The organism is Pseudomonas sp. LP_7_YM (assembly GCF_004364435.1).
Lineage (GTDB): Bacteria > Pseudomonadota > Gammaproteobacteria > Pseudomonadales > Pseudomonadaceae > Aquipseudomonas.
On the sequence record NZ_SOCT01000001.1, the window covers coordinates 797965 to 822404 of the forward strand.

The following is a 24440-nucleotide window of genomic DNA, read 5'->3' on the forward strand; positions in this document are numbered from 1 at the left end:
CCGACTGAACACTGGGGCAGAGCACATGGGAACGCCGGACATGGAAACATCACAGGCAACGGACAACGCCGATCAGGCAGTAGAGAGCAAGCTGCGGCGCTGCGTGGAGCAGGTCGTGGGCGGCAAGGTCACCGCCATGCAGCGATTGATTCGCTGGCGCCCGGCGTGGAATGTCGAGGTAGTGCGCGACGGCAAGGTCATGGGTGTGCATATTCGCGGTGAACGCGGCGGCGATGTCAGCCCGTTTCCCGACCTGCGACGCGAAGCGCAGATTCTCACGCTGTTGCATGAACAGGGCATTCCGGTGCCGCGTATCTTCGGTTTTTGCGAGGATCCGCAGGCCATCATCATGGAGCTGGTGGCGGGCACCCGGGACGTCAAAGCCGCCAGCGACGATGCGCAGCGCAGCTCGGTCGCCCGGCAATGGGTGCGCGCCATGGCCGCGATGCACCAGTTGCCGTTGCAGCCGTTTGAGCAATTGGGCATCCAGACGCAAACCAGCGCCGAGGAAATCGCTCTGGCCGGACTTGAGGCCTATTACCCGCTGTATCAGCGCAACAAGACCCGTCCGCAGCCGCTGGCCGAGTTCGCTCTGGGCTGGCTGCGCCGCAACGTGCCGCAGCACCGCACCCGTGCCGCGTTCGTGCAATACGACTCCGGGCAGTTCCTGTTTGCAGACGGCCAGGTCAACGCGCTGTATGACTTCGAGTTCGCACTGATCGGTGACCCTCTGGCAGACCTGGCTTCGGCACGGATGCGCGACAACTATGAGCCGCTCGGCGAGTCCTTCAGCGAGTTGTACCGCTATTACCAACAGATCACTGGCGAGCCGGCAGAGCCCGACGTGGTGCGCTATCACACCGTGCTGTTCGCCACGGTCAGCACCTTGCAGTTTTCCTCGACAGTGGCCACGCCGCAGCCCGGTGACCCGCACGATACCTACCTTGAGTTCGATCTGGCCTTGCGCAGGGTGGTGGTACACGCGCTGGCCGAGGCCATGGGGGCGCCGATCACTGCGCCGCAGCAGACGTTGCAAAGCCAAGGGCCGAACCAGGGGCTATTGACCATGCTCAGCGACGCCTTGGCGCAAATTTCCATTGACGATCCGTTCCAGCAGTCCAGGCTCGCGTCGGTCACCAAACTGGTGGAGTACCTGAGCCGCGCCGACGCCATGGCGCTGACCCTGCAAGCGCAGGATCGGCAAGAGGCCCAGGGCTTGCTCGGCCATGGCCCTGAACACGGGCAGTCCCTCGACGCCGCGCTGGAGACATTCGTCGCCCAGGCCGGTCCGGAACACGACCGGGCGCTGCTGACGCTGTTCATGTCGCAGATCGAGCGCCGGGTGCAGGTATTTGGCAAGACCGCCATTGGCGGCTCGGCCAGTCACATCGACCTTCCTCCCCTCTGAACCTTGCGCTGCCAATAGGAGTTTTTGCATGCCCGAGCAACCCCCTTTCAACCGGCAATACGGGCCATGGGCCCTGATCGCCGGAGCGTCCCACGGTGTCGGCGCAGCCTTCGCCCGTGCCTTGGCCAGTCAGGGTCTTAATTGCGTGCTGGTTGCCCGGCGCGAACCTGCCTTGCAGGCGCTGCGTCAGGAGCTGGTCGATACCTACGCGGTGGAGGTGCTGGTGATTGCCGCAGACCTCAGCCAGGCAGGCATCGCCGAGCGCATCCAGGCGCGTATCGCCGAGCGCGAAATCGGCCTGCTGATCTATAACGCCGGGGGCGATCCCTTCCTCACGCGTTTTCTCGCAAGTTCCATAGAGCAATGGTCGTCGCTGCTGCGTCTTAACAGCCAGACGGTCATGGAAAGTTGCCACCTGTTCGGCCAGCCCATGCTCGAACGTCAGCGCGGCGGCGTGATCCTGGTGGGTTCACAGGCGGCACTCGGCGGCATCCGCAAGCTGGCCATGTACTGCGCAACCAAGGCGTTCATGCTCAATCTGGGCGAAGCGTTATGGGCCGAATGGAAGGATCGCGGCGTGCACGTGCTCAACCTGCTGATCGGCACCGTGGACACGCCGACCATGCGCGACGCCATGGTCCGGCTGGGCGTAACCGATGCCCTGACGATGGCCTTGCCCAGCGCCGAAGACATCGTTGCCGACGCCTTGCGCCAGTTGCCTCATGGCCCGACGTTCATACACCCCGAAGACACCCGCGACGGCGCACAGGCCGGGCAGGCGCGACGTGCGCATGTGCTGGAAAAAACCGCTGAAGCCGCGGTGTTCATCGGTACCGATTGAGCCCTTTTCACTGCCCGAGTAGCCGTTATGAAGACCTTCGATTCCACCGAGTTCAAACAGGGCTGGCGCATTCTGCTGCTGGCGCTGGTGGGGGTTGCCACCAGCTCAAGCTCGCTGTTGTTGTACAGCTTCAGTTCCATGGTGGTGCCGCTTGAGCAGAGTCTGGGCTGGCCGCGCAGCGAACTGCAGGCGGCCATCACCGCCTTGTCGCTGGGCACCATTGTGGCCTCGCAACTGGCCGGTTGGTTGAACCTGCGTTACGGCTTGCGACGGGTGACCGTGTGCTCGCTGGTAGTCCTGACGCTGAGCCTGCTAACGCTGACCCGCTTCGGTGAGTCGATCTGGTGGCTGTACCTGGGGTTCTTTCTGGTGCCGCTGGCCGGTCTGGGTACGTTGCAGATCACCTGGTCGCATCTGGTCAACCTGTGGTTCGAAGAAAATCGCGGCCTGGCCCTGGCAGTTATCCTCAGTGGCTCGGGCCTGGCGGCCATCGGGCTGCCGTTGCTGACCACCTGGGCGGTGACGCGCTGGAATTGGCAAACCGGCTTCATCGCGCTGGCGGCCTTGCCCGTGCTGCTGGCCTTGCCGCTGGCGTTGCGCTGGCTGATGCCGCAGCACAGGGCGACGGCAGTGGCGTCGCCCCCCGAGCGCACCACCCACCGCTCGGGCCTGTTGCTGGCACAAGCGTTGCGGTCCTGGCGGTTCTGGGTCTGCAACCTGTCGATGACCCTGGTGGTGTCCTGCGTGGTCGGTCTTGTGACCAACATCGTGCCCTTGTTACAGGACCGCGGCCTGAGTGCCATGGCCGCAGGGCAGGTGTTTAGCACCTTCGGTATTTCCCTGATTCTGGGTCGATTGCTGGTGGGTTACCTGATCGACCGCCTGTGGGCGCCGGGCGTGGCCGCGCTGGCGTTGCTGATGCCCGCGTTCGCCTGTGTGATTTTCGCCGTCGTAGCGCCAGACCCGCGCTGGTACATCCTTGCCACGCTGTTGGTGGGCGTCGGTGCGGGGGCCGAATTCGACATTGCTGCGTTCCTGATCGCCCGTTACTTCGGCATGCGTGATTACGGCCGGCTGTTCGGCGCGCATCTGGGCCTGATCACCGCCGGCGCGGCCATTTCTCCCTTGCTGTTCGGCGCGTTGTTCAAATCGACAGGCAGTTATCAGCTGATGCTGATGGCCTGTTGCGCCTGTTTCGTTGTGGGCCCGCTGCTGCTTCTGAGCCTGGGCGGCTACCCGATCTTCGCCGACAGTTCGAACCTGCACAGTCAACCCGCGCAATAAATATGGAACAGATTTTCAATATCTGTTCTATTATTCCGCTCATTCGTTTGCTGACCACAATAATTACAAGGAGTCCGCCATGCGTGCCGCTGTCATTCACGAACGCAACGCCCCACCTGTCGTTGAAGAATTCCGCGAACCCCAACCCCTTGAAGGCTCGGTGCTGATCAACGTCGACACTGCGGGTCTGGGCGGCTGGGACGTGCTCGGTGCTTACCGGCTGGGCGTCAGTTATCCCTGCGTGATCCGCGGCGAAGGGGTAGGGCACACGGCGCAAGGGCGTCGGGTGTACTTCGGCGAGCGCTCGGTGCAGCCCTTCGGTGCCTGGGCCGAGCGCACCCTGGTGCCCCGCGAAGAGGTGTGGGAAGTCCCCGACGATGTGGACGATCGCACGGCCATCAGCATGGGGATTGCCGCCACTGGTGCTGTGGTGCCGCTGGAGCTGGCGAAGATTCAAAAGGGTGAAAAGGTCCTGATCCTCGGTGCCACCGGCACCCTGGGGCTGATCGCCTTGCAGTTGGCACGCTCGCTGGGCGCCGGTCGGGTGGTCGGTGCGGCGCGCTCCGCACAGGCATTGGCCGGACTCAAATCCCGTGGCTTTGCCGATGAAGTGGTGGCGCTGGGTGGCGAAGATGACACGGCAGCGCTCAAGGATGCCGCCGACGGCGGATTCGACGTGGTGCTGGATCTGGTCTGTGGCCAGCCACTGCTGTCTTCGCTGAAGGCCACCAACTGGGGTGCGCGGATCATGACCATCGGCACGGGTGCCGGGCGCAAGATCGACCTGGACATTGCCGACCTGCTGTTCCGCAATCTGTCGTGCATCGGCACGGGCCAGCGTCCGCCTGCCGACCGTGAGCAGATCTGGCTGCGCCTGCTGCGCATCGCCCGTGAACAGCAGATCCAGGTGGACTACGCCGACTACAGCCTTGATCAGGCAGCGGATGCCTGGGCGGCGCAGGTTGCCGGGCCGCACGCCAAGATCGTGGCGAAGATCGCCCGCTGAGCCTCGGCGCTCAGCGCAACAGACGAAATTGCTCCGGGGTCAGGCCCGTCTCCTTGCGAAACGCCGCTGTGAACGCAGCGGCATTCTGGAAACCGCTTTGATAGGCCACCTGTTTCACCAGCCAGCGCGGATCGCTGAGCAAAGCCTTGGCCCTGTTGATACGCGCCTGGGCGGCATATCGGCGCAGGGTCAGCCCGGTGGTGTTTTTGAAGCATTGCGAAAGGCGCCTAACCGACAACTCGCAGAGCTGCGCCATGTCGTGCAACGAGGGCTGTTGCAGGACAGCAGCGTTGAGCACTTCAGTGATACGGCGCAGTTGCAGAGGCGACAGCTTGCCGTCGCAACGCGTAGCCACCTGCCGCCCGAGGTATTCGCGGCGCAGGTCCAGCGCGATGCCGGTGAGCAGGTACTCGCTGTGCAGCTCACTGGCAAAACCGGGCGCGGACACCTCTTCGGCAAGGCGCTGCAAGGAGGCCCGCATAAAAGGGTTCTGCACGTTGAGCATGCTGTCGTGAATGCAGGCGTCCCAGTCCCAGCGCCAGGCCGCCAGCGGGCCGAGTGTGGCAGGGTTGAACAGGCAGATCAGCGCTTTTTGTCGGCGCGCATCGTGGGCCAGGTGAAAGGAGGTGTCGGGGGGAATGAACAGCAGCGACCCGAGGGGCTTGAAGTGTTCGCCGTTGCGCCCGCCGAAACTGCCGCGGTTGCTCACCGGTCGCGGACGTTGAGGCTCATCGGTAAGCAGCAGGCGGATCAGGCAACTGCCGTGGGTTTCGACCAGGGCCATGCCGTCGGCGGGCCAGGTGGCCTGTTCCAGACGGATGTCGAAGTCCTTCTGAACCAGTGAAGCCTCGGTGTTGAAGTCACCACAGAGGGTGTTGTCGCAGGCGATGTAGTCGATGGCGTTCATGTTCTACCCTCAGCGGTTTTTATTGTGGGTGCTGAATGAGGTCGATGCGTGCAAAACCTGTCGCCGCTGAAGTGTATCCAGTGAAAGCAATCCGGTAATTCATAAAAACAAGACTCAGGTATTGGAAAAACCAATGGCCAAAGGCAACGACATTTCATTGCGCCAGTTGCGCTACTTCGTGGCAGCGGCCGATGCCGGGCAGTTTTCGCAGGCCGCATTGCGGGTGCATGTTTCGCAGTCGGCCGTGACCGCCGCGGTGTTGCAGCTCGAAGAAGTGCTGGGCGCCAGCCTGTTCGACCGCCTGCCTTACGGCGTCGCGCTGACGGCCGAAGGGCACAAGTTCGAGCAGTACGCGCGGCACATCCTCGAAACACTGCAGGACGCCCTGAGCGAGCCGCTGTTCCACAGTCGCACGGTCTCGGGCAGCGTGCGCGTGGGCGCGTCGTACACCGTGCTTGGCTACTTTCTGCCGTCGCTGCTGGCGCGCTTCAAGCGCAGTTATCCGCAGATCGACATCGACCTGGTGGACCTTGACCGAATGAACATCGAGAGCGCCGTCGCCCAGGGCAGCCTGGACCTTGGACTGGTGATCATCTCGAACACGCAAAACATGCATCTATTTGAACACCAGGTGCTGATCCGTTCACCCAGGCGCTTGTGGCTGTCGAGTCAGCATCCCTTGGCCGGTAGCGCAACGATCCGCCTTGAGGACGTGGCCGAGCATGCCTACATTCTCGCCACGGTGGATGAGGGAGAGGTCTCGACCGCCCGTTACTGGCAGAAGAAAGGCCTGTCGCCCCAGGTGGCGTTTCGTACCTCATCGATGGAGGCGCTGCGCGGTTTGGTCGCTCATGGGTTCGGAGTGACCATTCTGTCGGACATGCTCTATCGCGCCTGGTCGCTGGAGGGCAAGAAGATCGACATCCGCCCGCTGGCCGATCCGGTTCCGCCCATGGAACTGGGCCTGATCTGGCATCCGCAGTCACACCTGAGCGCGGCTGCGCAAGGGTTCCGGCAGTTTCTGATCATGGCCTGCGCCAGTTGACCCTCGCCTTACCCAACCACCGCCCCACGGATTTAATGGCTTTAGCCTGACGCTGCACTTCTAAAAACAACAAGGAGAACACCATGCTCATCGATGTCCACGCGCACCTGCTCACCAAAGGCATGCTCAACCAGCATGAATTCTGGGGTCCGTTCATGAAAACCGGTGGCCTGACGGTCGGGCATTTTTCATTGGGCACCAAACAGCCCGCTAAAGCGGCCACCGACGAAGAAGCCCAAGCCAATCTGCTCAGCCGCATGACCCACGCCAGCCGCCGCGCGTTGATGGCCGAGCGAGGTGTCGACAAGCTCGTGCTGTCGACGCCGTCACATGCCTTTATGTACTGGGCGGCGGAGTTCGGCACCGAATACGCGAAAATCTGCAACGATGAAATCGCCGCATTTTGCCGCGTCGATCCCGACCACTTTGATTTCTGGTGCCACGCCAACCTGGCCGATCCGCAGGCAGCCGTGCGCGAAATCGATCGCGCGGTGCGGGTGCTGGGCGCCAAGGGCGTTTGTGTGGGTGGGGCCAACTTCAATGGCCTGGAAGCCCATGATGAGCGGCTGTTTCCGGTCTGGGAAAAACTCTCTGAACTGGACGTGCCAATCATGGTGCACGGCTACAACCAATCGATCTGGCTGGGCGAGCGACACACCGAAGACCGCTTCGAGACCAGTTCCATCGTCGGTGACTGCGTCGATGAGACGCTGTTCTTCTGGTATTTGATCAATGGCGGGGCGCTGGACGTGTTCCCCAATCTGAAGACCTACATCACCCACGCCGGCGGCATGGCGGTGTTTCAGCTGGGCCGTCTGAGCGAACTGAACCGGGCCATGGCGCCGGATTCGCGCAACAAAAAGCCGTTGATGGAATACATGGACAACTTCTACTTCGATCTCGACGTGCACGCACCGGGATTACGGCGCGGGGTGGCGGAAGTGGTGGGCAGTCACCGGCTGCTGTACGGGACCAATTTTGGTGGCGCTTACGATCACGGTGACCTGACCCAAGGGCTTGGCCTGAGCGACGTTGACCGTGAGCGTATACGCAGCAAAAACGCGATCGAGTTGCTCAAGCTCAGCGTGCCGACGACGGTGGTCTAACCCTTGCACACGCCGTCGCGAGCCGCGTTACCGGCGGCTCGCGATAGGGTCGGTGTCAGGCCTGTTGCGCGTTACGCGCCTTGATCATGGCCGCGAAATCGCGCTTGAGCTGCGGGAAATAAGCGATCTGTCCGCCCATGCCACCTGCAATGTCGATGGAGGCAGCGCTGATGAAACTCGCGTATTCACTGGCCAGGAAAAGCACCATCCCGGCCACGTCCTCTGGCTTGCCGTAACGCCCGATCGGCACGACCTTCATGACCATCGCGTCGAATTCCTCACGGCTTACGCCGGGGCCCATCTCCTTGTAGTGGCGGTCCCACTGGCCGGTGTCGATCCAGCCCATGTTCAGGCTGTTGACCAGAATGTTGTCCTTGGGCAGTGACATGCCCAGGGTCTTGGACAGGGCGATGCAGGACGCCCGGTTAATGACCGACGGTATGCCGTCGGGCGTGGGGATAGCGCCTGCCAGGGCATTGATTTCGATGATCCGTCCCCAGCGCTGTTCACGCATGTACGGCACCACCGCCTGCACGAAGCGAAAGTGGCCCATCTGCAAGACGTTGGCGTGTTCAAGAATGGCTTCCGGAGTAAGGGTGTCCAGATTGCCGCCTCGACCCTGACCGGCGTTGTTCACTAGCACATCGACGCCGCCCCAGGCCTGTGCAACTTCCGAGACAAAGGCCTGCACAGCTGCGCTGTCCGTCACGTCCACCGCCCGGGCGATGACCGCTTGTGCCCGCTCCGTCAGGGCCTGTCCCGCCTCGCGCACGGCTTGCTCGCTGCGTGCGCAAATGGCGACGCGTGCACCTTCGCTGGCAAAAGCCCTGGCAATCGCAAGGCCGATACCCCTTGAGCCTCCCGTGATGATGACGCGTTTGGCGCTCAGGTCGATATTCATCAACTTTCCTCTTTTTGTCGTTATGTACCGCATCTGACGGGGCTTTGAGTCGGTACGGAGCCTGCCTTTGAGCGGTGTTGGAATGCGCGGCGGCCCATGGGCTCGACCTTGGTCTCTGAAACTTTAATTGAACATTAATAAATAATGTGTGCAGTATTGCCCTGTCGGCCAACGTGCGCAAGGGCGCCAGGTGATCGAGCTGAACGCAGTAAAGAATTCTGTATATAGAACGTAAATCTTTATGTGGAATTCTGTGAAAAGATCAATTACCTTGAGATTCAGCTGACGAGGTGGCGGCAAGCCGAGGTGGAAATAGCCTCAGGCGCCCATCGTCCGGGCTGCAATCGAAGCGATCTATCCTCGGGGCAGAACGCGAACCAGCAGGGCCCGGATGCACATAAACGACTGAAAATAAAAATAAAAGGTAGTTTGCATGAGAGACATGACCAACCCGGGTCGCGTAGCGTTGACCCATGGTGCGATCACCCTGTTGATGCTGGGATGCGGGCAAGGTGCGATTGCCGCATCCTTCGACCTGCCTAACCCTGACTACCGTCTGCGCTGGGACAACACCGTGCGATACAACCTGGGCATGCGTACCGACGGCCAGAACAGTCGCATCATGAATACCCCCAACTATGACGAGTCGGACGGCAAGTTCGGTCGGGGCGATATCGTGACAAATCGGCTAGATGTGTTAACCGAAATCGACTTCTCCTACCTCAACGACTGGGGCGCACGTTTGAGCGCGGCCGGCTGGTACGACCAGGCTTACCATGACGACAACGTCAAAAGTAACGTGCCCGGCTACGCCACCAGCTATCAAAACGATCATTACAGCGGCGAGGTGAAACGCTACGTGCAGGGACCGTCGGGTGAGATCCTCGATGCGTTCCTGTGGCGCAACTTTGTCATCGGCGACACGCCGGTCAACGTGAAGGCTGGTCGGCACACCAACTACTGGGGCGAAGGCCTGTTGTTCGGTGCCCATTCGGTTTCCTATTCCCAGGCCCCGAGCGATGGTGTGAAGGCGGCCACCAGCCCTGGCATCGAAACCAAGGAAGTGTTTTTGCCGGTCGGACAGGTGTCGGCCAAGGCACAGGTCACCGACAGTCTGTCGGTCGCCGGTCAGTACTTTTATGAGTGGGAACCCACCCGGATTCCCTACGGCGGTACTTATTTCGGCGGCGCTGACCCATTGTTCGAGGGGCCTGATCGCCTGCCGCTCGCGGCCAACGGCTCGGTGTTCCAGCGTCAGAATTCGCGCTTTGGCCGCGACGGCAAGAACTGGGGCGTCATGGCCAAACTCAACGTGGAAGCACTGGAATCGACCATCGGCGCCTACTACCGCGAGTTCGATGACTACCAGCCCTGGCTTGCGCCGCAGATCAAGGCCTCTTCCGGGTTGTACCGGGTGGTCTATCCACGAGGCGTGAAACTGGCGGGCTTGAGTTTTTCCCGGGTGATCAACACTGTCGCGGTCGGTAGCGAGGTGTCCTATCGCATGAACGGCGCCCTGAACGCCACCGGGGTCAGCACCGTCGACAACGAGGGTCCGCGCGGCGATACCTTGCACTTCGTGGCCAATGCGGTGTACGGCGTGCCGCGTAACTTCATTTCGGAAAATGCCACGCTGGTCGGCGAATTCGCCTACAGCCACCTGCTGCGTGTCACTGAACATGACGAGCTGTACAAAGGCGCCGGGACTGCCGCCTGTACCAACGCCCGCACGCCCACCCTCGCCGGTTCCGGCAGTGAGTCGGACGGCTGCTCTTCGAAAAACTACTACGCGATGGCGGTCAACTACACCCCGCAATACCTCTCGATCTTCCCTTCGTGGGACCTGGATGTCCCGCTGACCGTCAACTACGGCCTGCACGGTAACGCCCCCACCGCGGGCGGCGGTAACGAAGGCGCGCTGGCCTATTCGGTCGGCGTCAAGTTCACCTACGCCCAGCTGTATGAATTCGGTCTGCGTTACGCCGACACCGAAGCGCGCTCCAAAAACCTGGGCAACGGGACGATCGCCGGCAACGGTAACGTCGGCGGCACGGATCGCGGATGGCTGGCGTTCACCTTCAAAACCTCATTCTGACAAATCCAATAAGAATCGGAGTAAGCCTGTATGAAACGACAACTTGCCTTATCCCTCGTGCTGACAGGATTTGCTACCTGCAGCCTGGCTGCGGTGCCGGCCAACGAAGCTGCGGAAATCGGCAAGACCCTGACGCCGTTCGGTGCGTTGTTGGCCGGCAATGCCGACGGCAGCATTCCCGCCTATACGGGCGGCCTGACCACCGCTCCGGCGGGTTTTAAACCGGACAGCGGTTTCTGGGTCGATCCGTTCAAGGACGAGAAACCGCTGTTTCGCATCGACTCGAAAAACGTCGACAAGTACGCCGACAAACTCAGCGAGGGCCAGAAAACCCTGCTCAAGAAATACCCGGATTACTACCTGGACATCTATCCGTCTCATCGCACCACCGCCTACCCCAAGGCCGTGCTGGATGCGACCGCACGCAACGTCACCAGCTGCCGGATCCTGAAGGACGGCCTGGCGGTCGACACCGCGTGCCGCGGCGGTCTGCCGTTCCCGATTCCCAAGACCGGCAATGAGGTGATGTGGAACCAGCAGCTGCGCTACAAGATTGGCACCGGTTACTCGACCACATCTTCGTCCAACAGCTGGGTGGTCGACGCCAACGGCTCGGTTACCAAAACCGCCGAACAGGCCACCTTCGAAGAAACCCCGTACTACCAGGTCACTCAGCAGGACCGCGATCCGATGATGTACGCGCGGGTGTTCTCCCTCAACAACTACCCGGCGCGCCGTTCGGGGGAAGTGGTGGTGATCAGCGATTACCTGGACCCGCAAGCCAAGGCGCGCCGCTCATTCAGCTATTCGCCGGGCCAGCGTCGGGTAAAGAAGGCGCCTGAATTCACCTTCGACACACCGGTGGCCAGTCAGGGCGGCGTCACGCTGTTCGACGAACTGCAGATGTTCTCCGGCAGTCAGGACCGCTTCGATTACAAACTGGTCGGGCGCAAGGAAATGTACATCCCTTATAACGCCTACAAGTTCTATTTCAGCGCCAAACAGGATGAGCAGTTCAAGCCGCACTTCGCCAATCCGGAGAACGAACGCTGGGAGCTGCATCGGGTGTGGGTAGTCGAAGCCACGCTCAAGCCGGGCGAGCGCCACGTGTATGGCAAGCGCACTTATTACCTCGACGAAGACACCTACGGCGTGGGCCTGTATGACGCCTGGGACAAGAGCGGGGCGCTGTATCGCTCTATCTTCCTCAGCGGCGTGCAGCTGTACGACAAGACCATTCCCTACAACGTGAAGAACGTGGTCTACGACTTCAACAAAGGCATGTATGCGCTGCTCAACGATGGCCTCAAAGGCGGTTACAAGTTCGTCGACATACCGCTGACCGAACGCGACATGAACGAGGAAGCGATCGTCACGCGGGTTACCCAGCGCTGATACGTGCAGCCTGATGCAAGGATCGGTCAACGGCGTCACGTCACAGCGGATGCCGTTGCCTTGGGCGTGAAGCAATACCATCGGGCAACCGTTTCAGGTCGCCCGCATGAGGATAAAAATAATGATTAGCCCTGAACCCCATGCCGCTTGCCAGGCGGCACAGGCCCCGTTAAAGCCGGCGCGCGCCTGGCCTGCCACCTTTCGTGCCTGCGTGCTCGCTGCCTGCCTGATAAGCGCGATGCACCCGGTGCACGCCGCCCCCGTCGGTGAGGTACTGGAGACCCCCGCGCAGACCGTCGACGAACGCTTGCCGGTCCCGGTGGTGTCGGTGGCCAGGGCCGGCGAGGCGCTGATCGGCGTAGGCCCGCACGGCGTCATCCAGCGCTCGGTCGATGCGGGACAGAGCTGGCAGCAGGTCACAAGCCCGGTGTCCAGCGACCTGGTTCAAGTGCGCTTCATCGATGATCGCAACGGATGGATCGTCGGCCATGACTCCCTGGTCATGCACAGCAGCGATGCCGGGAAAAGCTGGCAGGTGCAGCTCGACGGTCGCAGCCTGCTCACGCTGTTGCATGATTATTACCAGCCGTTGGCCGACAAGGGCGACGACGCAGCGGCGCAGGTGCTTAACGAAGTCGCCACGGCCAGCGGCAGCACGGCCACCCCCGGGGTGCTCGCCGCGCCGTTTCTGGATGTGCTGTTCGATGGGCACGGCAATGGCTTCGTCGCCGGTGCCTTTGGCATGCTGCTGCACAGCACCGACAACGGCGCGCACTGGCAGCCATGGGTCGAACGCAGTGACAACGAACGACGCATGCATTTGTACGGCCTGGCGCAACGGGACGGCGTGTTCTACATCAGCGGCGAACAGGGCCTGCTGCTCAAACAGGACGTCGCCGGCGAGCGCTTCACCCATATCGAATTGCCCTATGCCGGAACGCTGTTTGGCGTCGCGGCGCTGAACGATGTGCTGCTGGTCCACGGGCTGCGCGGCAACCTCTACGCCAGCCGCGATGAGGGTCAGCAGTGGCAGAAGATCGACACCGGTATTGCCTCCAGCCTGGTGAATATCATCCGTCAGGGTAACCGCTGGCTGGTGGTCGGGCAGGGCGGTGAACTGGTCGGGCTCGACCGCCGGACCCTGGAAGTGAACACCTTGCCTCGGGTGCCGGGCGGCGAGGTCTATGGCGCCAGCGACAGCGGCAAACCGGGCGAACTGCTGGTGTCGCGCTTCTCAGGCGCCAGGGTCGTGAATATCGCCACCGCCGAATGATCTCGGCAATGCACTGCAACTGCAACGGCCGCTATGGCTGGCACGCATCTTCAACGGGAATGCAGCGATGGTAGAGCAAAAGTACAACAGCGGAATGCCGGTGATTCCAGACCTCAAGGACTTCGACATGAACTCCGGCGGCCTGCTGGAGCGCGTGATCTTCAACAACCGCATTCCGGTGATCATCGGCTGCGTGTTGGCGACCCTGATTCTCGGGTTTTTCGCGACCCGCCTTCAGGTCAACGCCAGCTTCGAGAAAATGATTCCCAGCGCCAGCCCCTATATCAAGAACTACCTGACCTACAAAAGCGAGCTTCCGGGACTGGGCAACACCATCCGCATCGTGGTCGAGAACAAGACTGGCGACATCTACGACCCCGAATACCTGCAAACCCTGCAGAAGGTCAACGACACGCTGTACCTGATCCCCGGCGTCGATCGCTCGTGGATGAAGTCGCTGTGGATGCCGATCGTGCGCTGGAAGGAAGTGACCGAAGAAGGCATCGAGGGCGGCGCCGTGATGCCGGCCGATTACAACGCCAGCGCCGCGTCGATCGACAAGCTGCGGCAGAACATTGCCCGCGCCAACATCATGGGCAACCTGGTGGCCAACAACAGCCAGTCGAGCATGATCGTCGCGCCGCTGCTGGAAACCAATCCGCAAACCGGACAGGCGCTCGATTACGGCGAATTTTCCCGGCAGCTGGAAAGCCAGATCCGTGTGCTGCAAAGCGACAAGGTCGGCATTCACATCGTTGGTTTCAGCAAGCTGGTCGGTGATCTGATCGACGGCCTGTATGCGGTGATGATGTTCTTCGGCATTTCGGTGGTCATCGCTGCGCTGTTCGTCTACCTCTACACCCGCTGCCTGCGCAGTACGCTGCTGCTGGTGGGGGTGGCGATTGCCGGGGTGATCTGGCTCCTGGGGCTGATGGAATTGCTGGGTTATTCGCTGGACCCGTATTCGATCCTGGTGCCGTTTCTGATCTTCGCTATCGGCCTGTCCCATGGCACGCAGAAGATGAACGGCATCCTGCAGGACATCGGTCGCGGCACGCACAAATACATCGCGGCGCGTTACACTTTTCGCCGCCTGTTCCTCACCGGGCTGACGGCGCTGCTGACCAATATCGTCGGCTTCGCGGTGCTGGTGATCATCGACATTCCGGTGATTCGAGATCTGGCGCTGACCACCAGCATTGGCGTGGCGGTGTTGATTTTCACCAAGCTGCTGCTGATTCCGGTGGCGCTGTCCTACCTGGGCGTGAGCAAGAAAGCGGCACGCATCGCCATCGAGAAAGACCGCGCCGGGGAAGCCAACAAAGGCTTGCTGGGCCGTATCTGGCGCGGCCTCGACCGTTTCACCGAGCGCCGCTGGGCCACGTTGGTGATCGTCGCCTCACTGCTGGTGACCGCTGGCGGCAGCGCGGTGATGATGCACCTGAAGGTGGGTGACCTCGACCCGGGCGCGCCGGAGTTACGGCCGGATTCGCGCTACAACCTGGACAGCGCCTTCATCTCGAAAAACTACGGGCTTTCCAGTGATCAGTTCGTGGTGATCATGACCACCCCTGAAGACAGCTGCCGCCTGTACTCTGCGTTGCAGGCCATGGATCGCCTGGCCTGGCGCCTGCGCCAGACGCCTGGGGTGCAGACCACCAGCTCCTTGCCCGAGGCGGTCAGGTTCATCACCTCCGGCATGGCCGAAGGCAGTGGCAAGTGGCTGACCATCAGCCGAGATCAAGCCATCACCAATGCCTCGGTGGACGCTGCGATGATCTCCCAACCCGGCATCACCAATCAGAAATGCTCGGTGACGCCGCTGGTGGCCTACCTGGCCGATCATAAGGCCGACACCCTGAACCGGGTGCTGACCGTGGCGCAGGAGTTTGCCGATCAGAGCAAGGCCTCCGGGGTTGCCGATCAACCGCAGTTTTTGCTGGCCGCAGGTAACGCGGGGATTGAAGCGGCGACCAATATCGAGGTCGAGAAAGGCATCATCACCATGTACTTCGCGGTGTACGGCGCCACGGCGCTGCTGTGCCTGCTGACCTTCCGCAGCTGGCGTGCAACGCTGGTCGCGCTGATTCCGCTGGTCATGACCACGATCATCTGCAAGGCCTTGATGGTCTGGCTGGGCATCGGCCTGAAGGTCGCGACGTTGCCGGTGATCGCCGTAGGCGTCGGGGTCGGTGTGGACTACGCCCTGTATTTGCTCAGTGTGCAACTGGCGGTGCAGGCGCGCGGCGGTTCGCTGGCCACGGCCTATCGCCGCTCGCTGGACTTCACCGGCCGGGTGGTGGCGCTGATCGGCCTGACCATGGCCGCAGGCGTGATCACCTGGGCCTGGTCACCGATCAAGTTCCAGGCCGACATGGGCATCCTGCTGACGTTCATGTTCCTGTGGAACATGCTCGGTGCGCTGGTGCTGATTCCTGCGCTGTCGCACTACCTGCTCAACCCCAAGGCGCGCAACGACACCGAATTGGACGAAGTGAATGCGCCAGGTTCCAGCGGCACCGTGCTGCCCAAGGATCGTCCGAAAACGCACTCGGCGGCCATCGTCTCCCACTGACGCAGGCTGGCCACAACACGGCTCAGCGCAGCCAGCCAATAACAACAACCGCTGCCAGGCCAGCGGGACAAGCGAAAAAGCATAAGGGGAAAGGGTATGTTCGATTTGTTGATGAGTGCCGACATGATGGTGCCGGACCCGGATGCCATGACCGAAAAACTGGTCGATAAGCTCGGCATTCACAAGCATGAGCGCTGGCGTCAGGCGTTCGATAACCATCCGTACATCGCGCACTTCCTGCGGGTTCACAAGTCGTTGGCCGTGTCGCCGACCCGCGTTGAACCCCAGTGGCACCTGGACCGACCGAACCCGGGTGACCCGTTGTTCCATGACTTTCTGGAAAGCCTCAAGGCGTTCCAGGGCCGCCACCGACCGATGATTACCCACTCCATCGTGCTGGCAATCCACGGCGACAAGTTCAACGCACTGGTGCAAAAACTCATGGAGCGGCGCCTGCCGTTCCGCATGGCCCAGCGTACCGAGGAGATGCCCTTCGATCGCCTGTGGTTGGGCGTGACCCCGGAAAATCCCGTTTACGAGCCTTCGGTGGACGGTGGCCTGTGCATTGAAATCATGCCCATGGAACCGTTGCAGATGCCAGCGGACACCTTCGCCCAACCGCCGGTACAGCCCCGCGATCCGAAACCCGGCGATATGATTCGCGTGACCGCCCGCGGGTTTCTGGTGCGTGATCTGGACCAGACCCTGCGTCGCTGTGCAGCGAACCTGGACTGGGAGCCCAGCGGCGCGGTGCAAACCCTGCAAGAGGAGGGCTACCGCCGCGCCCGCATGGGCTTCAGCCTGGCCAACAGCGCAACGCTGGACATCATCGAAGCCACGCGCTGGGACAGCGAGGCCGGCGTGTATCTGAACAGCTGGGGCCCCGGCCCGTACTACATCCGCATCGGCGTGCACGGCCTTGAAGCCAAGGCCGAGGACCTGCGCGCGCGGGGTACGGCGTTCAAATGGATCGAAGCTAGCGAAGCCGTGGGTGGCAAACCGCTGATCCGTATCGATCCCAGGGAACTGGACGGCCAGTTGTTTGAGTTCGAGGAGTGCTGAGATGAGTGACGAGCCTTTGCAGCCGCAACGAACGACGTTGATCAACGACGCCGTGACCATCGAGCGCGACGGCGCCGTGGGGTGGCTGGTGCTGACCCGCCCCGGACAGATCAATGCCATCAACGACCAGATTCGTCATGGTGCCCCGCAAGCCTTGCGCCTGCTGGACGCCGACCCCGAAGTCAGGGTCATCGTGATTCGCGGCCAGGGTGAGCGCGGGTTTTGTGCCGGTGCCGATATCAAGGAGCGCCGTGGCGAAGAGACCGCGCTGCAGGTGCGCCAGCGGATACAGGGCTCACGCTGGATCAGCAGTCTGGACAGCATCGAGAAGCCAATCATTGCGGCGATTCACGGTTATTGCATGGGCGGCGGCCTGGAACTGGCGCTGGCATGCGATATTCGCTTTGCCGCGCCCGATGCTGTCTTCGCCCTGCCGGAAACCGGTCTGGGTCTTATCCCCGGTGGCGGCGGCACTCAGCGCCTGTCCCGGGTGGTCGCGCCGGGACGCGCGCTGGACATGCTGCTTACGGGCGATCGCATGAACGCGCAAGAAGCGCGCAACATCGGCCTGGTCAGTCGCCTGGCCAGTGACGCGACAGCCCTTTTGAGTGAGGTTCTGGCCTTCGCCCAGCGCATTGCCGCCAAGCCGCCTGCGGCCTCGGCGTCGGTTAAACGAGCGGCCCGGGCGGCGCTGGAGCTGGACCTCAAGAGCGGGCTGGATCTGGAACTTGACCTGTTCGCGCTGCTGGCGCCGAGCAAGGACGCCAAGGAAGCGGCCCAAGCCTTCGCCGAGCGGCGTGAGCCGCGTTTTACCGGCGAGTGAACAGCTGACCCATAACAAGAAGAGAAGATCATGAGCACAGCAAAGCTTGCAGAACGGGTTGCCATCGTCACCGGTGGCGGCAATGGATTGGGTGCCGAGTGCGCTCGGGTACTGGCCGGACATGGCGCTCACGTGGTGGTGCTGGACATCGATGGCGAGGCCGCCAGTCGGGTTGCCGACGAAGTCAGCAAACGCGGCGTGCAGTCGATGGCGATCCGTTGCGACGTGTCTTCGGAGGACGACGTCAAGGACATGGCGGCGCAGGTCAAGGCGCGTTTTGGCCGCATCGATGTGCTGCACAACAACGCAGCGGTGCTCAGCGTCGATCAACGCCAGCGTGACCGAGACATCTGCAACCTCGACATGCAGGCCTGGGACCGTGCCATCGCGGTCAACCTGCGCGGTGCAGTGCTGTGCAGCAAGTACGTGATTCCGGTGATGCTGGAGCGCAAGTCCGGTGCGCTGATCTTTGCAACCTCGGGTCTGGGTATGCAGGGCGACCTGTCGCTGACCGGTTATGCCTGCTCCAAGGCCGCGCTGATGATGCTGCCCAGAACCATCGCTGCCCAATACGGCAAGCAGGGCATCCGCGCCAACGCCGTGCAGATCGGCCTGGCACCGGCCGAGAACGCCCATGGCTCGATGCCGGCCGAACTGCTGGAAATCATCCGCGATAACCACCTGACACCCGAACTCGGCACCCCACGGCAGATCGCCGATGTGGTGGCGTTCCTCGCCTCGGACGAAGCGTCGTTCGTGACCGGCACCACCCTGGTGGCCGACGGCGGGTTCAGCAGCCATACGCCGTCGCTGGTCGCGATGCGTGCGCTGTTCGAGAAGATGGGCCGTTCGAGCATGTAACGGCTCGCCCCAAGATCCGGCTTTGATGCCCGCGTGACGGTTTGACCTGTGACGGCGCTGGCTTGCGACCTACCGATGCTGAAGGGATTTGACATGAATACTGCTGCGCAGAAGTCCGAATACGATGTGGTGATTGTCGGCGGCGGCCATAACGGCCTGTCAGCCGGGTGCTACCTGGCAGGCCAGGGAAAATCGGTGCTGGTGCTCGAAGCGCTGGACAAGGTTGGCGGCATGGCCTCGTCCGGTTACCTGATCCCCGAAGCGCCGAACCATCTGGTGCACCCTTGTGCAGCCGACCTGCTGTCGCTGCGCGCGCACTCGGTGGTCCAGGAGCTGGAACTGGAACGTCATGGCTTCAAACAGGTCGAGCTGAAACCTGCCTACGTCTACCTGCACCCGGACGGCACCTCGCTGGTGTTCTGGCGCGACCCGCAGAAAACCGCCGATGAGATCCGCAAGTTCTGTCCTGAAGATGCCGATGCCTACGTCAAGTTCGTCGAGGTGATTTATGCCTTGCTCGACGTGGTGCATCCGATGATGCGCGTGGACCCCGCGCAGAAGAACCTGGGGGTCAAGTTCAAGGCTTTCCGTACGCTGCGCAGGCACAAGGCAATCAAACCGGACATCATTGCCTTGGCCAGCGGCTCGGCTTACGGCGCCGCCGTCGAGCGTTTCGTGCACCCGGTCACCATATCCGCGCTGACCTGCCTGACCGGGGCGGCCGGTCCGGTCAAGGCTGACGGCAGCGGGCTGTATTTCGCGGTGCTGGGGTTCCTGCATCGTTTCGGCATTGGCCGGCCCATAGGTGGCATGCAGACCATTCCCGATGCCATGCTGGCGCGTTTCAAGGAATTGGGCGGCGAGGTCCGCACCCAGGCGCCGGTGGCGGAAATCATCAGCGTTCAGGGCAAGGCCAACGGTGTGCGCCTGCAAAGCGGGGAGGTGATCAAGGCGCGGGCCGTGGTTGCCAGTTGTCACCCCAAGGTGGCGCTGGACATGGTCACCGCCGGTGAGCTTGAACGCAAATGGCTGACGCGCATCGCCATGGCCCCGGCCAATGCCCATGGTGGCTCGCCGCTGAAAGTGGACATTGCCCTGAGTGGGCAGATCAGCGTGCCGCTGCATCAGTCCAAACGCAGCGATGGCCTGAACCTGCGTGGACCGGTGTTGTTGGTAGGGACCGCCGAGGCGGTGATTGAGAACTTCGAATCCGCAGCCCGTGGCGAGGTGCCCAAGCTGCCGTGGATGTGGATCGCTACGCCCAGCGCCATCGACACCTCACAGACCCCAGAAGGGCAGGACATCGTCTATCTGTATCCACCCGCCATGCCGGTCAATCCAAAGGAGGGTTGGGAAGCCATTCGCGAGCAGGCAGTGCGCCAGACCATCGAGTTCGCCAGCCAGTACGTGCCCGAAATTGCCAGCCTGGAGATCGGCCGCCGGGTCGAGACAGCACCAGAACTGGCCAAGCGCTTGAATGCGCATAACGGTTGCGTGCTGCACATCGACACCTCGATATTCCGTTCCAGCACGATGCGTCCGGCTGCCGGGCTGGGTGGCGACACCCTGCCGATTGCCGGGCTGTTTTTCGGCGGCGCGGGGATTCATCCTGGCGGTGGCGTGACCGGCATGCCCGGCAAGATCGCGGCCGGACGGGTGAAGCGCTTTTTGGGCTGAGGCCAGCGCAGCGCTATCGCAACGCTGCCACCGCTCCCCGGCATCAGCTACGGGCTGTGGCAGCAATGCTCGCCAGCACGAAATCGACTGAGTGCTCGCGCCACACGTGCAGGCCTTCTTCGGAGTAGGTCGCAAGGCCGGTCAGGGCAGACGTCGAGTAGCGATTGGTAAACCAGCCCGTGGTCACCAGCGCGGCGGTGGCGAGGAACAGTGGGGCATCGAGTCCGTGCTTGAATTCGCCGGTCTCGGCGCCGCGCTTGAGCAAGGCGTCAAGCTTGTCGATCAGCCGCGGTGCCAGTTCCAGAAAGTGATTGCGCGGGGTCTGGTGGGCGTCGTGATAGCGGATGCCTTCCAGCGCCAGCGAACCCATCAACGGGTCATCGCGGTATTGATCGAAAAAATGATTGAGCACCTGACGCATGGCCTGGGTGGGGCTGAGGCTGTCCACGTCCAGGGCCACCAGTTCGGACATGATCTGATCCGAGGCTTCGTCGAGCACGGCGACGAACAAGCCTTCCTTGGTGCCGTAATAGTGATGAATCAGCTGTTTGGTCACGCCCGCGTCGTGGGCAATGTCGTCGATGCGTGCACCCGCCAGCCCATGTTCGGAGAAGGCTTGCCGGGCGGCGGCCAGAATGCGCTTGAGGGTGTTGAGCTTGCCGGCTTCGGGTTGTGCAGGGCTTTTCACCAGGTCTCTCCATGGGCTGTTCTTGTTATGCCATGGCAGGCCCTTGCCACGGTTCCGACACACTGCCGCCGACGGCACAAACACGCAATGGGCGGATGCACTTTATTGCCTGCGGCGTTTCGTTTGACGCAGCGTCCAACGAATTGAACACGCGCTGGACAGCCTTGTGGATACCATCCGCCAGCACGTCATTGATCGACAACGCCCATAAAAACGACAACAAAAAGGTAGCAAGCATGAGCAGCGACAGCACCGCCCTGAACCTGGAATCCGCGTACTCCGCCGTCTCGGACATGTACAAGGGCGCCGACCTGGACATTCACGCTTTGTGTCGAGAGATGCGGCATCGCTCGCCGGTCTACGAAGGCGACTTCATTGCCCAGTTCGGCGTACCGACCAATGCTGGCATGCAAGCCGGCACCCGTCCGACCTTTGCCTTGTTCAAGTACAAGGATGTGATGGCGGTGCTGCGCGATGGCGCAAGCTTCACCAGCGGCTTTATCGCCGAAGGGCTGGGTGCATTTTTCGACGGCCTGATCATTCTGGCCATGGACGGCGAGCAGCACCGCAAGGTGCGGGCCTTGTTGCAGCCGGCCTTCATGCCGGAAACCGTGAACAAATGGCGGGACAAGATCGATCGGGTGATTCGCGAGCATTTCCTGCTGCCGATGGTGGCCGACAAGCGCGCAGACCTGATGGATTTCGGGCTGAATTTCCCGATTCGTGAAATGTACGCCCTGATGGGCTTTCCCGAAGACGATCCGCAAACCTACCGCCAGTACGCGGCCTGGGCGTTGGCGATGGTCGGTGGTAACCAGATCGACCCGGCCAAGGCGCCTGAAGCCCGACGTCTGGCGGGTATTGCCGTGAAAGCGCTGTACGACGAAATCCTCAAGGTGGTGATCCAGCGCCGTGCCGACGGCAGCAGTGGCGACGACCTGATCGGGCGCTTGCTGCGGGCCGAGCACGAAGGCCGCCAACTGGATGACCATGAGGTCGCCACCTTCGTCCGTTCGCTGTTGCCGGCGGCGGGCGAAACCACCACACGCACCTTCAGCTCGGCGCTGGTCCTGCTGCTGAGCACGCCGGGTTTGCTGGAGCGTGTTCGTGCCGACCGTAGCTTGATCGGCAAGCTGATCGATGAATCGGTGCGCTATGAACCGGTCGCCACGTTCAAGGTGCGTGAGGCTGCCCGCGACGTGGAAATCGACGGCGTAAAGATTCCCAAGGGCGCCTTCGTGCAATGCATGGTGGTGTCTGCCAACCGCGACGAGGATGCGTTCGATCACCCCGACCAATTCGACATCGACCGCAAGCCCAAACCCTCGTTTGGCTTTGGTTTCGGCCCGCACATGTGCATCGGCCAGTTCGTCGCCAAGGTCGAACTCAACTGTGCGATCAACGCCATCCTCGATCTGTTTCCCAATGTGCGCTTCGACCCGTCCCGACCGCAGCCGGTCATCACCGGTGCGCAACTGCGCGGCGCCTCGAGCCTGCCGGTGATCTGGGACTGATCGCCAGCGCTGTGCGTATGAATTCAGACAAAAACAAGAGAGAGACCCCATAGCGATGAAAACTTTCAAGACCATCCCTGAACGCGGCGATTTCGGCTTCCAGCAACTGGTCGGCCCGCATAAGGTCACCGGCCCGGCCCTGTCCGGTGAGCGCGGCTTCTTCGGCCTGCAGTTGAGCAAGAGTGCGCCGTTCGGCTCGGTGCGTGACGAGGAGGGCAACATCTATTCGTTCGTGCGCTCGATCATGGCGCCGACGGGTACGCCCAACCCGACCAAGTTTTTCTTCATGAGCACCCTGGTCGACGGCAAGCACCTGCGCATGGATCAGGCGCTTATTGCCAAGCAAGCACTGACGCCCAAGCCGGTACAGGTGCTCGATGGCGACACCATCCGCTGGAGCAGCCAGCCGGACGAGCCGGGCAATGGCTGGGAGATTACCGCCTCCAGCGAGCGCATCACTTACAAGGAAGAGGGCCTGTTCGAGCTCGAAGGTCGATTGCTGGCGCCGGGATTGCAGTGGTACTTGCCGGGGGTGGAGTGGGGCACGTTCTACGTTTCCCAGGTCTGGGACATCCACGGCGTGTGCAACGGTAAACCGGTGAAAGGTGCGATGGCCCTGGACCAGTTCTACATGGCCGAGGGCGGTGCGATCCACTTCAAGAAAGACCTGGTGGTGAACAACAACAAACACGTGATCTGGTGGACCTTTGCCACGGTCTACAAGGACGGCACCTGGGACACCGGCTCGTTCATGGTGGGTCACGATCATCTGGGCTACGCGATTTTCGCCAATGAAAAAGGCGAAGTGCGAGTTACCAATGACATCGAAGGCAGCACCGTGCACAAGGAAGGCAGCTACTTCCTCGACAGCGCCCGGATCGTTCTGGATGGCGACGAAGCGTGGGAGTTCCTGCCGGATCCAAAGGGCGAAATGATCGATTTCGTTGGCGGTTTTCCGGTCACCGCGCAGCAGGAAGGTCGCTGGCGTCGTGTGGGCGATACCCGCGAGCCGGATCACTGGCTGGCCTGGGGTGAGTCCGACCGGCGCAACGGCCCCTCGCGCAACGTCCAGGGTTCGGACATCTGAAACCGGCTGTTGAGCGTAAAACCTTGATCCTGCGGGCGATGCCCATCGCCCGCAGCACAACAACAATAACAATGAGGTGCGTGCATGAGGTTCAAAGACAAAGTGGTGCTGGTGACTGGCGCCGGGCGGGGCATGGGGCGGGCGATTGCGCTGGCCTTTGCCCGCGAAGGCGCGAAAGTGGTGGTCAGCGCACGTACTGAAAGCCGCGGGCAGGAAACCGTGGCGCTGATCGAAGCAGGCGGTGGCGCTGCCTGTCTGGTAGGGGGCGATGTCGCTGACCGGGCGGCGGTCAAAGGCATGGTCGAAGGCGGGGTTGAGGTGTTCGGTGGCCTCGACATTCTGGTGCATTGCGCGGCGGACACCAGCAGCGGGCTGATCGTCGAGATGGCCGACGAGACCTTTGATCACATCGTGCGCAGCAACGTGCAGGCGTTGTTCTGGCTGGCCAAGGACGCCACGCCGCACCTGGGCAAGTCCGCTGACAAGGGCCGGCTGATCTACATTTCGTCGGGCGAAGCCAATCGCAAATACACCCCGCGTCTGATCCCGTACAGCTCGACCAAGGCCTTCATGAATGCTTTTGCCCGAGGCCTTGCGGTAGAACTCGGCGCCCTGAACGTGCTGGTCAACGTGGTCGAGCCAGGCCTGATCGGCACCGATCACATGCACGAAACCCTCGGTCACGAGCTGCCGGATACACTCGCCGCGAACTTCCCGGTGCCCCGGGTCGGCAGGCCGGAAGAAATTGCCTCGGCCGTGATGTTCCTGGCGTCCAGCGAGGCGTCCTATATCACCGGCACTTCGCTGTTGGTCGACGGCGGGGCAACCATGGTCGCGCTGCCGAAGATCGATGCCTCGCTGAAAAACGCCCATTAACTTTCGAGGCGTCGGG

The 24440-nt window shown here is 62.0% G+C and carries 21 protein-coding genes; 17 read left to right on the forward strand and 4 right to left on the reverse strand.

The window, feature by feature from the left end; genetic code table 11:
* The first annotated feature begins 40 nt into the window (after positions 1-40).
* From EC915_RS03580 to EC915_RS03595, 4 genes are all read left to right on the forward strand, one after another.
* Positions 41-1408: a phosphotransferase family protein gene (locus tag EC915_RS03580; protein WP_133749123.1), complete on the forward strand. Its 1368-nt coding sequence runs from the start codon at positions 41-43 to the stop codon at positions 1406-1408.
* Between the two features lie 28 nt (positions 1409-1436).
* Positions 1437-2249 (forward strand): SDR family oxidoreductase, encoded by an 813-nt coding sequence (locus EC915_RS03585; RefSeq protein WP_133749124.1) that lies wholly within the window; start codon positions 1437-1439, stop codon positions 2247-2249.
* A 27-nt stretch (positions 2250-2276) separates the two neighbouring features.
* The gene (locus EC915_RS03590) at positions 2277-3533 is read left to right on the forward strand and encodes an MFS transporter (RefSeq protein WP_133749125.1); all 1257 of its coding nucleotides are present in this window, start codon (positions 2277-2279) and stop codon (positions 3531-3533) included.
* Between the two features lie 79 nt (positions 3534-3612).
* Positions 3613-4539 carry a zinc-binding dehydrogenase gene (locus EC915_RS03595; RefSeq protein WP_133749126.1) on the forward strand — a complete coding sequence of 309 codons (927 nt, stop codon included), beginning with the start codon at positions 3613-3615 and terminating at the stop codon, positions 4537-4539.
* Positions 4540-4549: 10 nt separating this feature from the next.
* On the opposite strand, the gene EC915_RS03600 is transcribed toward EC915_RS03595, so the two are convergent.
* Positions 4550-5446 (reverse strand): AraC family transcriptional regulator, encoded by an 897-nt coding sequence (locus tag EC915_RS03600; RefSeq protein WP_133749127.1) that lies wholly within the window; start codon positions 5444-5446, stop codon positions 4550-4552.
* Positions 5447-5579: 133 nt separating this feature from the next.
* On the opposite strand from EC915_RS03600, the gene EC915_RS03605 reads away from it, so the two are divergent.
* Positions 5580-6491 carry a LysR family transcriptional regulator gene (locus EC915_RS03605; RefSeq protein WP_133749128.1) on the forward strand — a complete coding sequence of 304 codons (912 nt, stop codon included), beginning with the start codon at positions 5580-5582 and terminating at the stop codon, positions 6489-6491.
* Positions 6492-6574: 83 nt separating this feature from the next.
* A complete protein-coding gene (locus EC915_RS03610; RefSeq protein WP_133749129.1) occupies positions 6575-7597 on the forward strand; it encodes an amidohydrolase family protein in 1023 nt (340 codons plus the stop codon).
* Positions 7598-7652: 55 nt separating this feature from the next.
* On the opposite strand, the gene EC915_RS03615 is transcribed toward EC915_RS03610, so the two are convergent.
* The gene (locus tag EC915_RS03615) at positions 7653-8498 is read right to left on the reverse strand and encodes an SDR family oxidoreductase (RefSeq protein WP_133749130.1); all 846 of its coding nucleotides are present in this window, start codon (positions 8496-8498) and stop codon (positions 7653-7655) included.
* Positions 8499-8931: 433 nt separating this feature from the next.
* Between EC915_RS03615 and EC915_RS03620 the strand changes: the two genes are divergently transcribed.
* The 8 genes from EC915_RS03620 (at position 8932) to EC915_RS03655 (ending at position 20259) form a co-directional block, all read left to right on the forward strand.
* Positions 8932-10593 (forward strand): DUF1302 domain-containing protein, encoded by a 1662-nt coding sequence (locus tag EC915_RS03620; RefSeq protein ID WP_133749131.1) that lies wholly within the window; start codon positions 8932-8934, stop codon positions 10591-10593.
* A 30-nt stretch (positions 10594-10623) separates the two neighbouring features.
* On the forward strand, positions 10624-11988 hold the full coding sequence (locus tag EC915_RS03625; protein ID WP_133749132.1) for a DUF1329 domain-containing protein: 1365 nt from the start codon (positions 10624-10626) through the stop codon (positions 11986-11988).
* 121 nt (positions 11989-12109) lie between these two features.
* Positions 12110-13261 carry a YCF48-related protein gene (locus tag EC915_RS03630; RefSeq protein WP_256658645.1) on the forward strand — a complete coding sequence of 384 codons (1152 nt, stop codon included), beginning with the start codon at positions 12110-12112 and terminating at the stop codon, positions 13259-13261.
* A 67-nt stretch (positions 13262-13328) separates the two neighbouring features.
* Positions 13329-15836 (forward strand): RND family transporter, encoded by a 2508-nt coding sequence (locus tag EC915_RS03635; RefSeq protein WP_133749133.1) that lies wholly within the window; start codon positions 13329-13331, stop codon positions 15834-15836.
* Positions 15837-15932: 96 nt separating this feature from the next.
* Entirely contained in the window at positions 15933-16898 is a 966-nt protein-coding gene (locus EC915_RS03640) for a lactoylglutathione lyase (RefSeq protein WP_133749134.1), read from the forward strand.
* A gap of 1 nt (position 16899) precedes the next feature.
* Entirely contained in the window at positions 16900-17721 is an 822-nt protein-coding gene (locus EC915_RS03645) for an enoyl-CoA hydratase/isomerase family protein (protein WP_133749135.1), read from the forward strand.
* Between the two features lie 30 nt (positions 17722-17751).
* Complete coding sequence (locus tag EC915_RS03650; RefSeq protein WP_133749136.1) at positions 17752-18582, forward strand: SDR family NAD(P)-dependent oxidoreductase; 831 nt, start codon at positions 17752-17754, stop codon at positions 18580-18582.
* Between the two features lie 93 nt (positions 18583-18675).
* Complete coding sequence (locus EC915_RS03655) at positions 18676-20259, forward strand: NAD(P)/FAD-dependent oxidoreductase (RefSeq protein ID WP_133749137.1); 1584 nt, start codon at positions 18676-18678, stop codon at positions 20257-20259.
* A 43-nt stretch (positions 20260-20302) separates the two neighbouring features.
* Here the strand turns inward: EC915_RS03655 and EC915_RS03660 are convergent, their stop codons facing one another.
* Together EC915_RS03660 and EC915_RS03665 are read right to left on the reverse strand one after the other, a co-directional pair.
* Positions 20303-20947, reverse strand: a complete 645-nt coding sequence (locus EC915_RS03660) for a TetR family transcriptional regulator (RefSeq protein WP_133749138.1) — start codon at positions 20945-20947, stop codon at positions 20303-20305.
* A gap of 25 nt (positions 20948-20972) precedes the next feature.
* The gene (locus EC915_RS03665; RefSeq protein WP_133749139.1) at positions 20973-21200 is read right to left on the reverse strand and encodes a hypothetical protein; all 228 of its coding nucleotides are present in this window, start codon (positions 21198-21200) and stop codon (positions 20973-20975) included.
* Here EC915_RS03665 and EC915_RS03670 point away from each other — a divergent pair.
* The 3 genes from EC915_RS03670 to EC915_RS03680 all read left to right on the forward strand — a co-directional run bounded on the left by EC915_RS03670 (position 21184) and on the right by EC915_RS03680 (position 24424).
* Entirely contained in the window at positions 21184-22461 is a 1278-nt protein-coding gene (locus EC915_RS03670; RefSeq protein WP_133749140.1) for a cytochrome P450, read from the forward strand. The two genes, EC915_RS03665 and EC915_RS03670, sit on opposite strands and share 17 nt — an antisense overlap.
* Positions 22462-22516: 55 nt before the next feature.
* Positions 22517-23548 (forward strand): hypothetical protein, encoded by a 1032-nt coding sequence (locus EC915_RS03675; RefSeq protein WP_133749141.1) that lies wholly within the window; start codon positions 22517-22519, stop codon positions 23546-23548.
* 84 nt (positions 23549-23632) lie between these two features.
* A complete protein-coding gene (locus EC915_RS03680) occupies positions 23633-24424 on the forward strand; it encodes an SDR family NAD(P)-dependent oxidoreductase (protein ID WP_133749142.1) in 792 nt (263 codons plus the stop codon).
* Positions 24425-24440: the final 16 nt, after the last annotated feature.

What these genes read in the sequence shown, in the direction of transcription:
- EC915_RS03580 (WP_133749123.1), top strand. Translation starts at nt 41, where the DNA reads ATGGAAACATCACAGGCAACGGACAACGCCGATCAGGCAGTAGAGAGC.
- EC915_RS03585 (WP_133749124.1), top strand. Translation starts at nt 1,437, where the DNA reads ATGCCCGAGCAACCCCCTTTCAACCGGCAATACGGGCCATGGGCCCTG.
- EC915_RS03590 (WP_133749125.1), top strand. Translation starts at nt 2,277, where the DNA reads ATGAAGACCTTCGATTCCACCGAGTTCAAACAGGGCTGGCGCATTCTG.
- EC915_RS03595 (WP_133749126.1), top strand. Translation starts at nt 3,613, where the DNA reads ATGCGTGCCGCTGTCATTCACGAACGCAACGCCCCACCTGTCGTTGAA.
- EC915_RS03600 (WP_133749127.1), bottom strand. Translation starts at nt 5,446, where the DNA reads ATGAACGCCATCGACTACATCGCCTGCGACAACACCCTCTGTGGTGAC.
- EC915_RS03605 (WP_133749128.1), top strand. Translation starts at nt 5,580, where the DNA reads ATGGCCAAAGGCAACGACATTTCATTGCGCCAGTTGCGCTACTTCGTG.
- EC915_RS03610 (WP_133749129.1), top strand. Translation starts at nt 6,575, where the DNA reads ATGCTCATCGATGTCCACGCGCACCTGCTCACCAAAGGCATGCTCAAC.
- EC915_RS03615 (WP_133749130.1), bottom strand. Translation starts at nt 8,498, where the DNA reads ATGAATATCGACCTGAGCGCCAAACGCGTCATCATCACGGGAGGCTCA.
- EC915_RS03620 (WP_133749131.1), top strand. Translation starts at nt 8,932, where the DNA reads ATGAGAGACATGACCAACCCGGGTCGCGTAGCGTTGACCCATGGTGCG.
- EC915_RS03625 (WP_133749132.1), top strand. Translation starts at nt 10,624, where the DNA reads ATGAAACGACAACTTGCCTTATCCCTCGTGCTGACAGGATTTGCTACC.
- EC915_RS03630 (WP_256658645.1), top strand. Translation starts at nt 12,110, where the DNA reads ATGATTAGCCCTGAACCCCATGCCGCTTGCCAGGCGGCACAGGCCCCG.
- EC915_RS03635 (WP_133749133.1), top strand. Translation starts at nt 13,329, where the DNA reads ATGGTAGAGCAAAAGTACAACAGCGGAATGCCGGTGATTCCAGACCTC.
- EC915_RS03640 (WP_133749134.1), top strand. Translation starts at nt 15,933, where the DNA reads ATGTTCGATTTGTTGATGAGTGCCGACATGATGGTGCCGGACCCGGAT.
- EC915_RS03645 (WP_133749135.1), top strand. Translation starts at nt 16,900, where the DNA reads ATGAGTGACGAGCCTTTGCAGCCGCAACGAACGACGTTGATCAACGAC.
- EC915_RS03650 (WP_133749136.1), top strand. Translation starts at nt 17,752, where the DNA reads ATGAGCACAGCAAAGCTTGCAGAACGGGTTGCCATCGTCACCGGTGGC.
- EC915_RS03655 (WP_133749137.1), top strand. Translation starts at nt 18,676, where the DNA reads ATGAATACTGCTGCGCAGAAGTCCGAATACGATGTGGTGATTGTCGGC.
- EC915_RS03670 (WP_133749140.1), top strand. Translation starts at nt 21,184, where the DNA reads ATGAGCAGCGACAGCACCGCCCTGAACCTGGAATCCGCGTACTCCGCC.
- EC915_RS03675 (WP_133749141.1), top strand. Translation starts at nt 22,517, where the DNA reads ATGAAAACTTTCAAGACCATCCCTGAACGCGGCGATTTCGGCTTCCAG.
- EC915_RS03680 (WP_133749142.1), top strand. Translation starts at nt 23,633, where the DNA reads ATGAGGTTCAAAGACAAAGTGGTGCTGGTGACTGGCGCCGGGCGGGGC.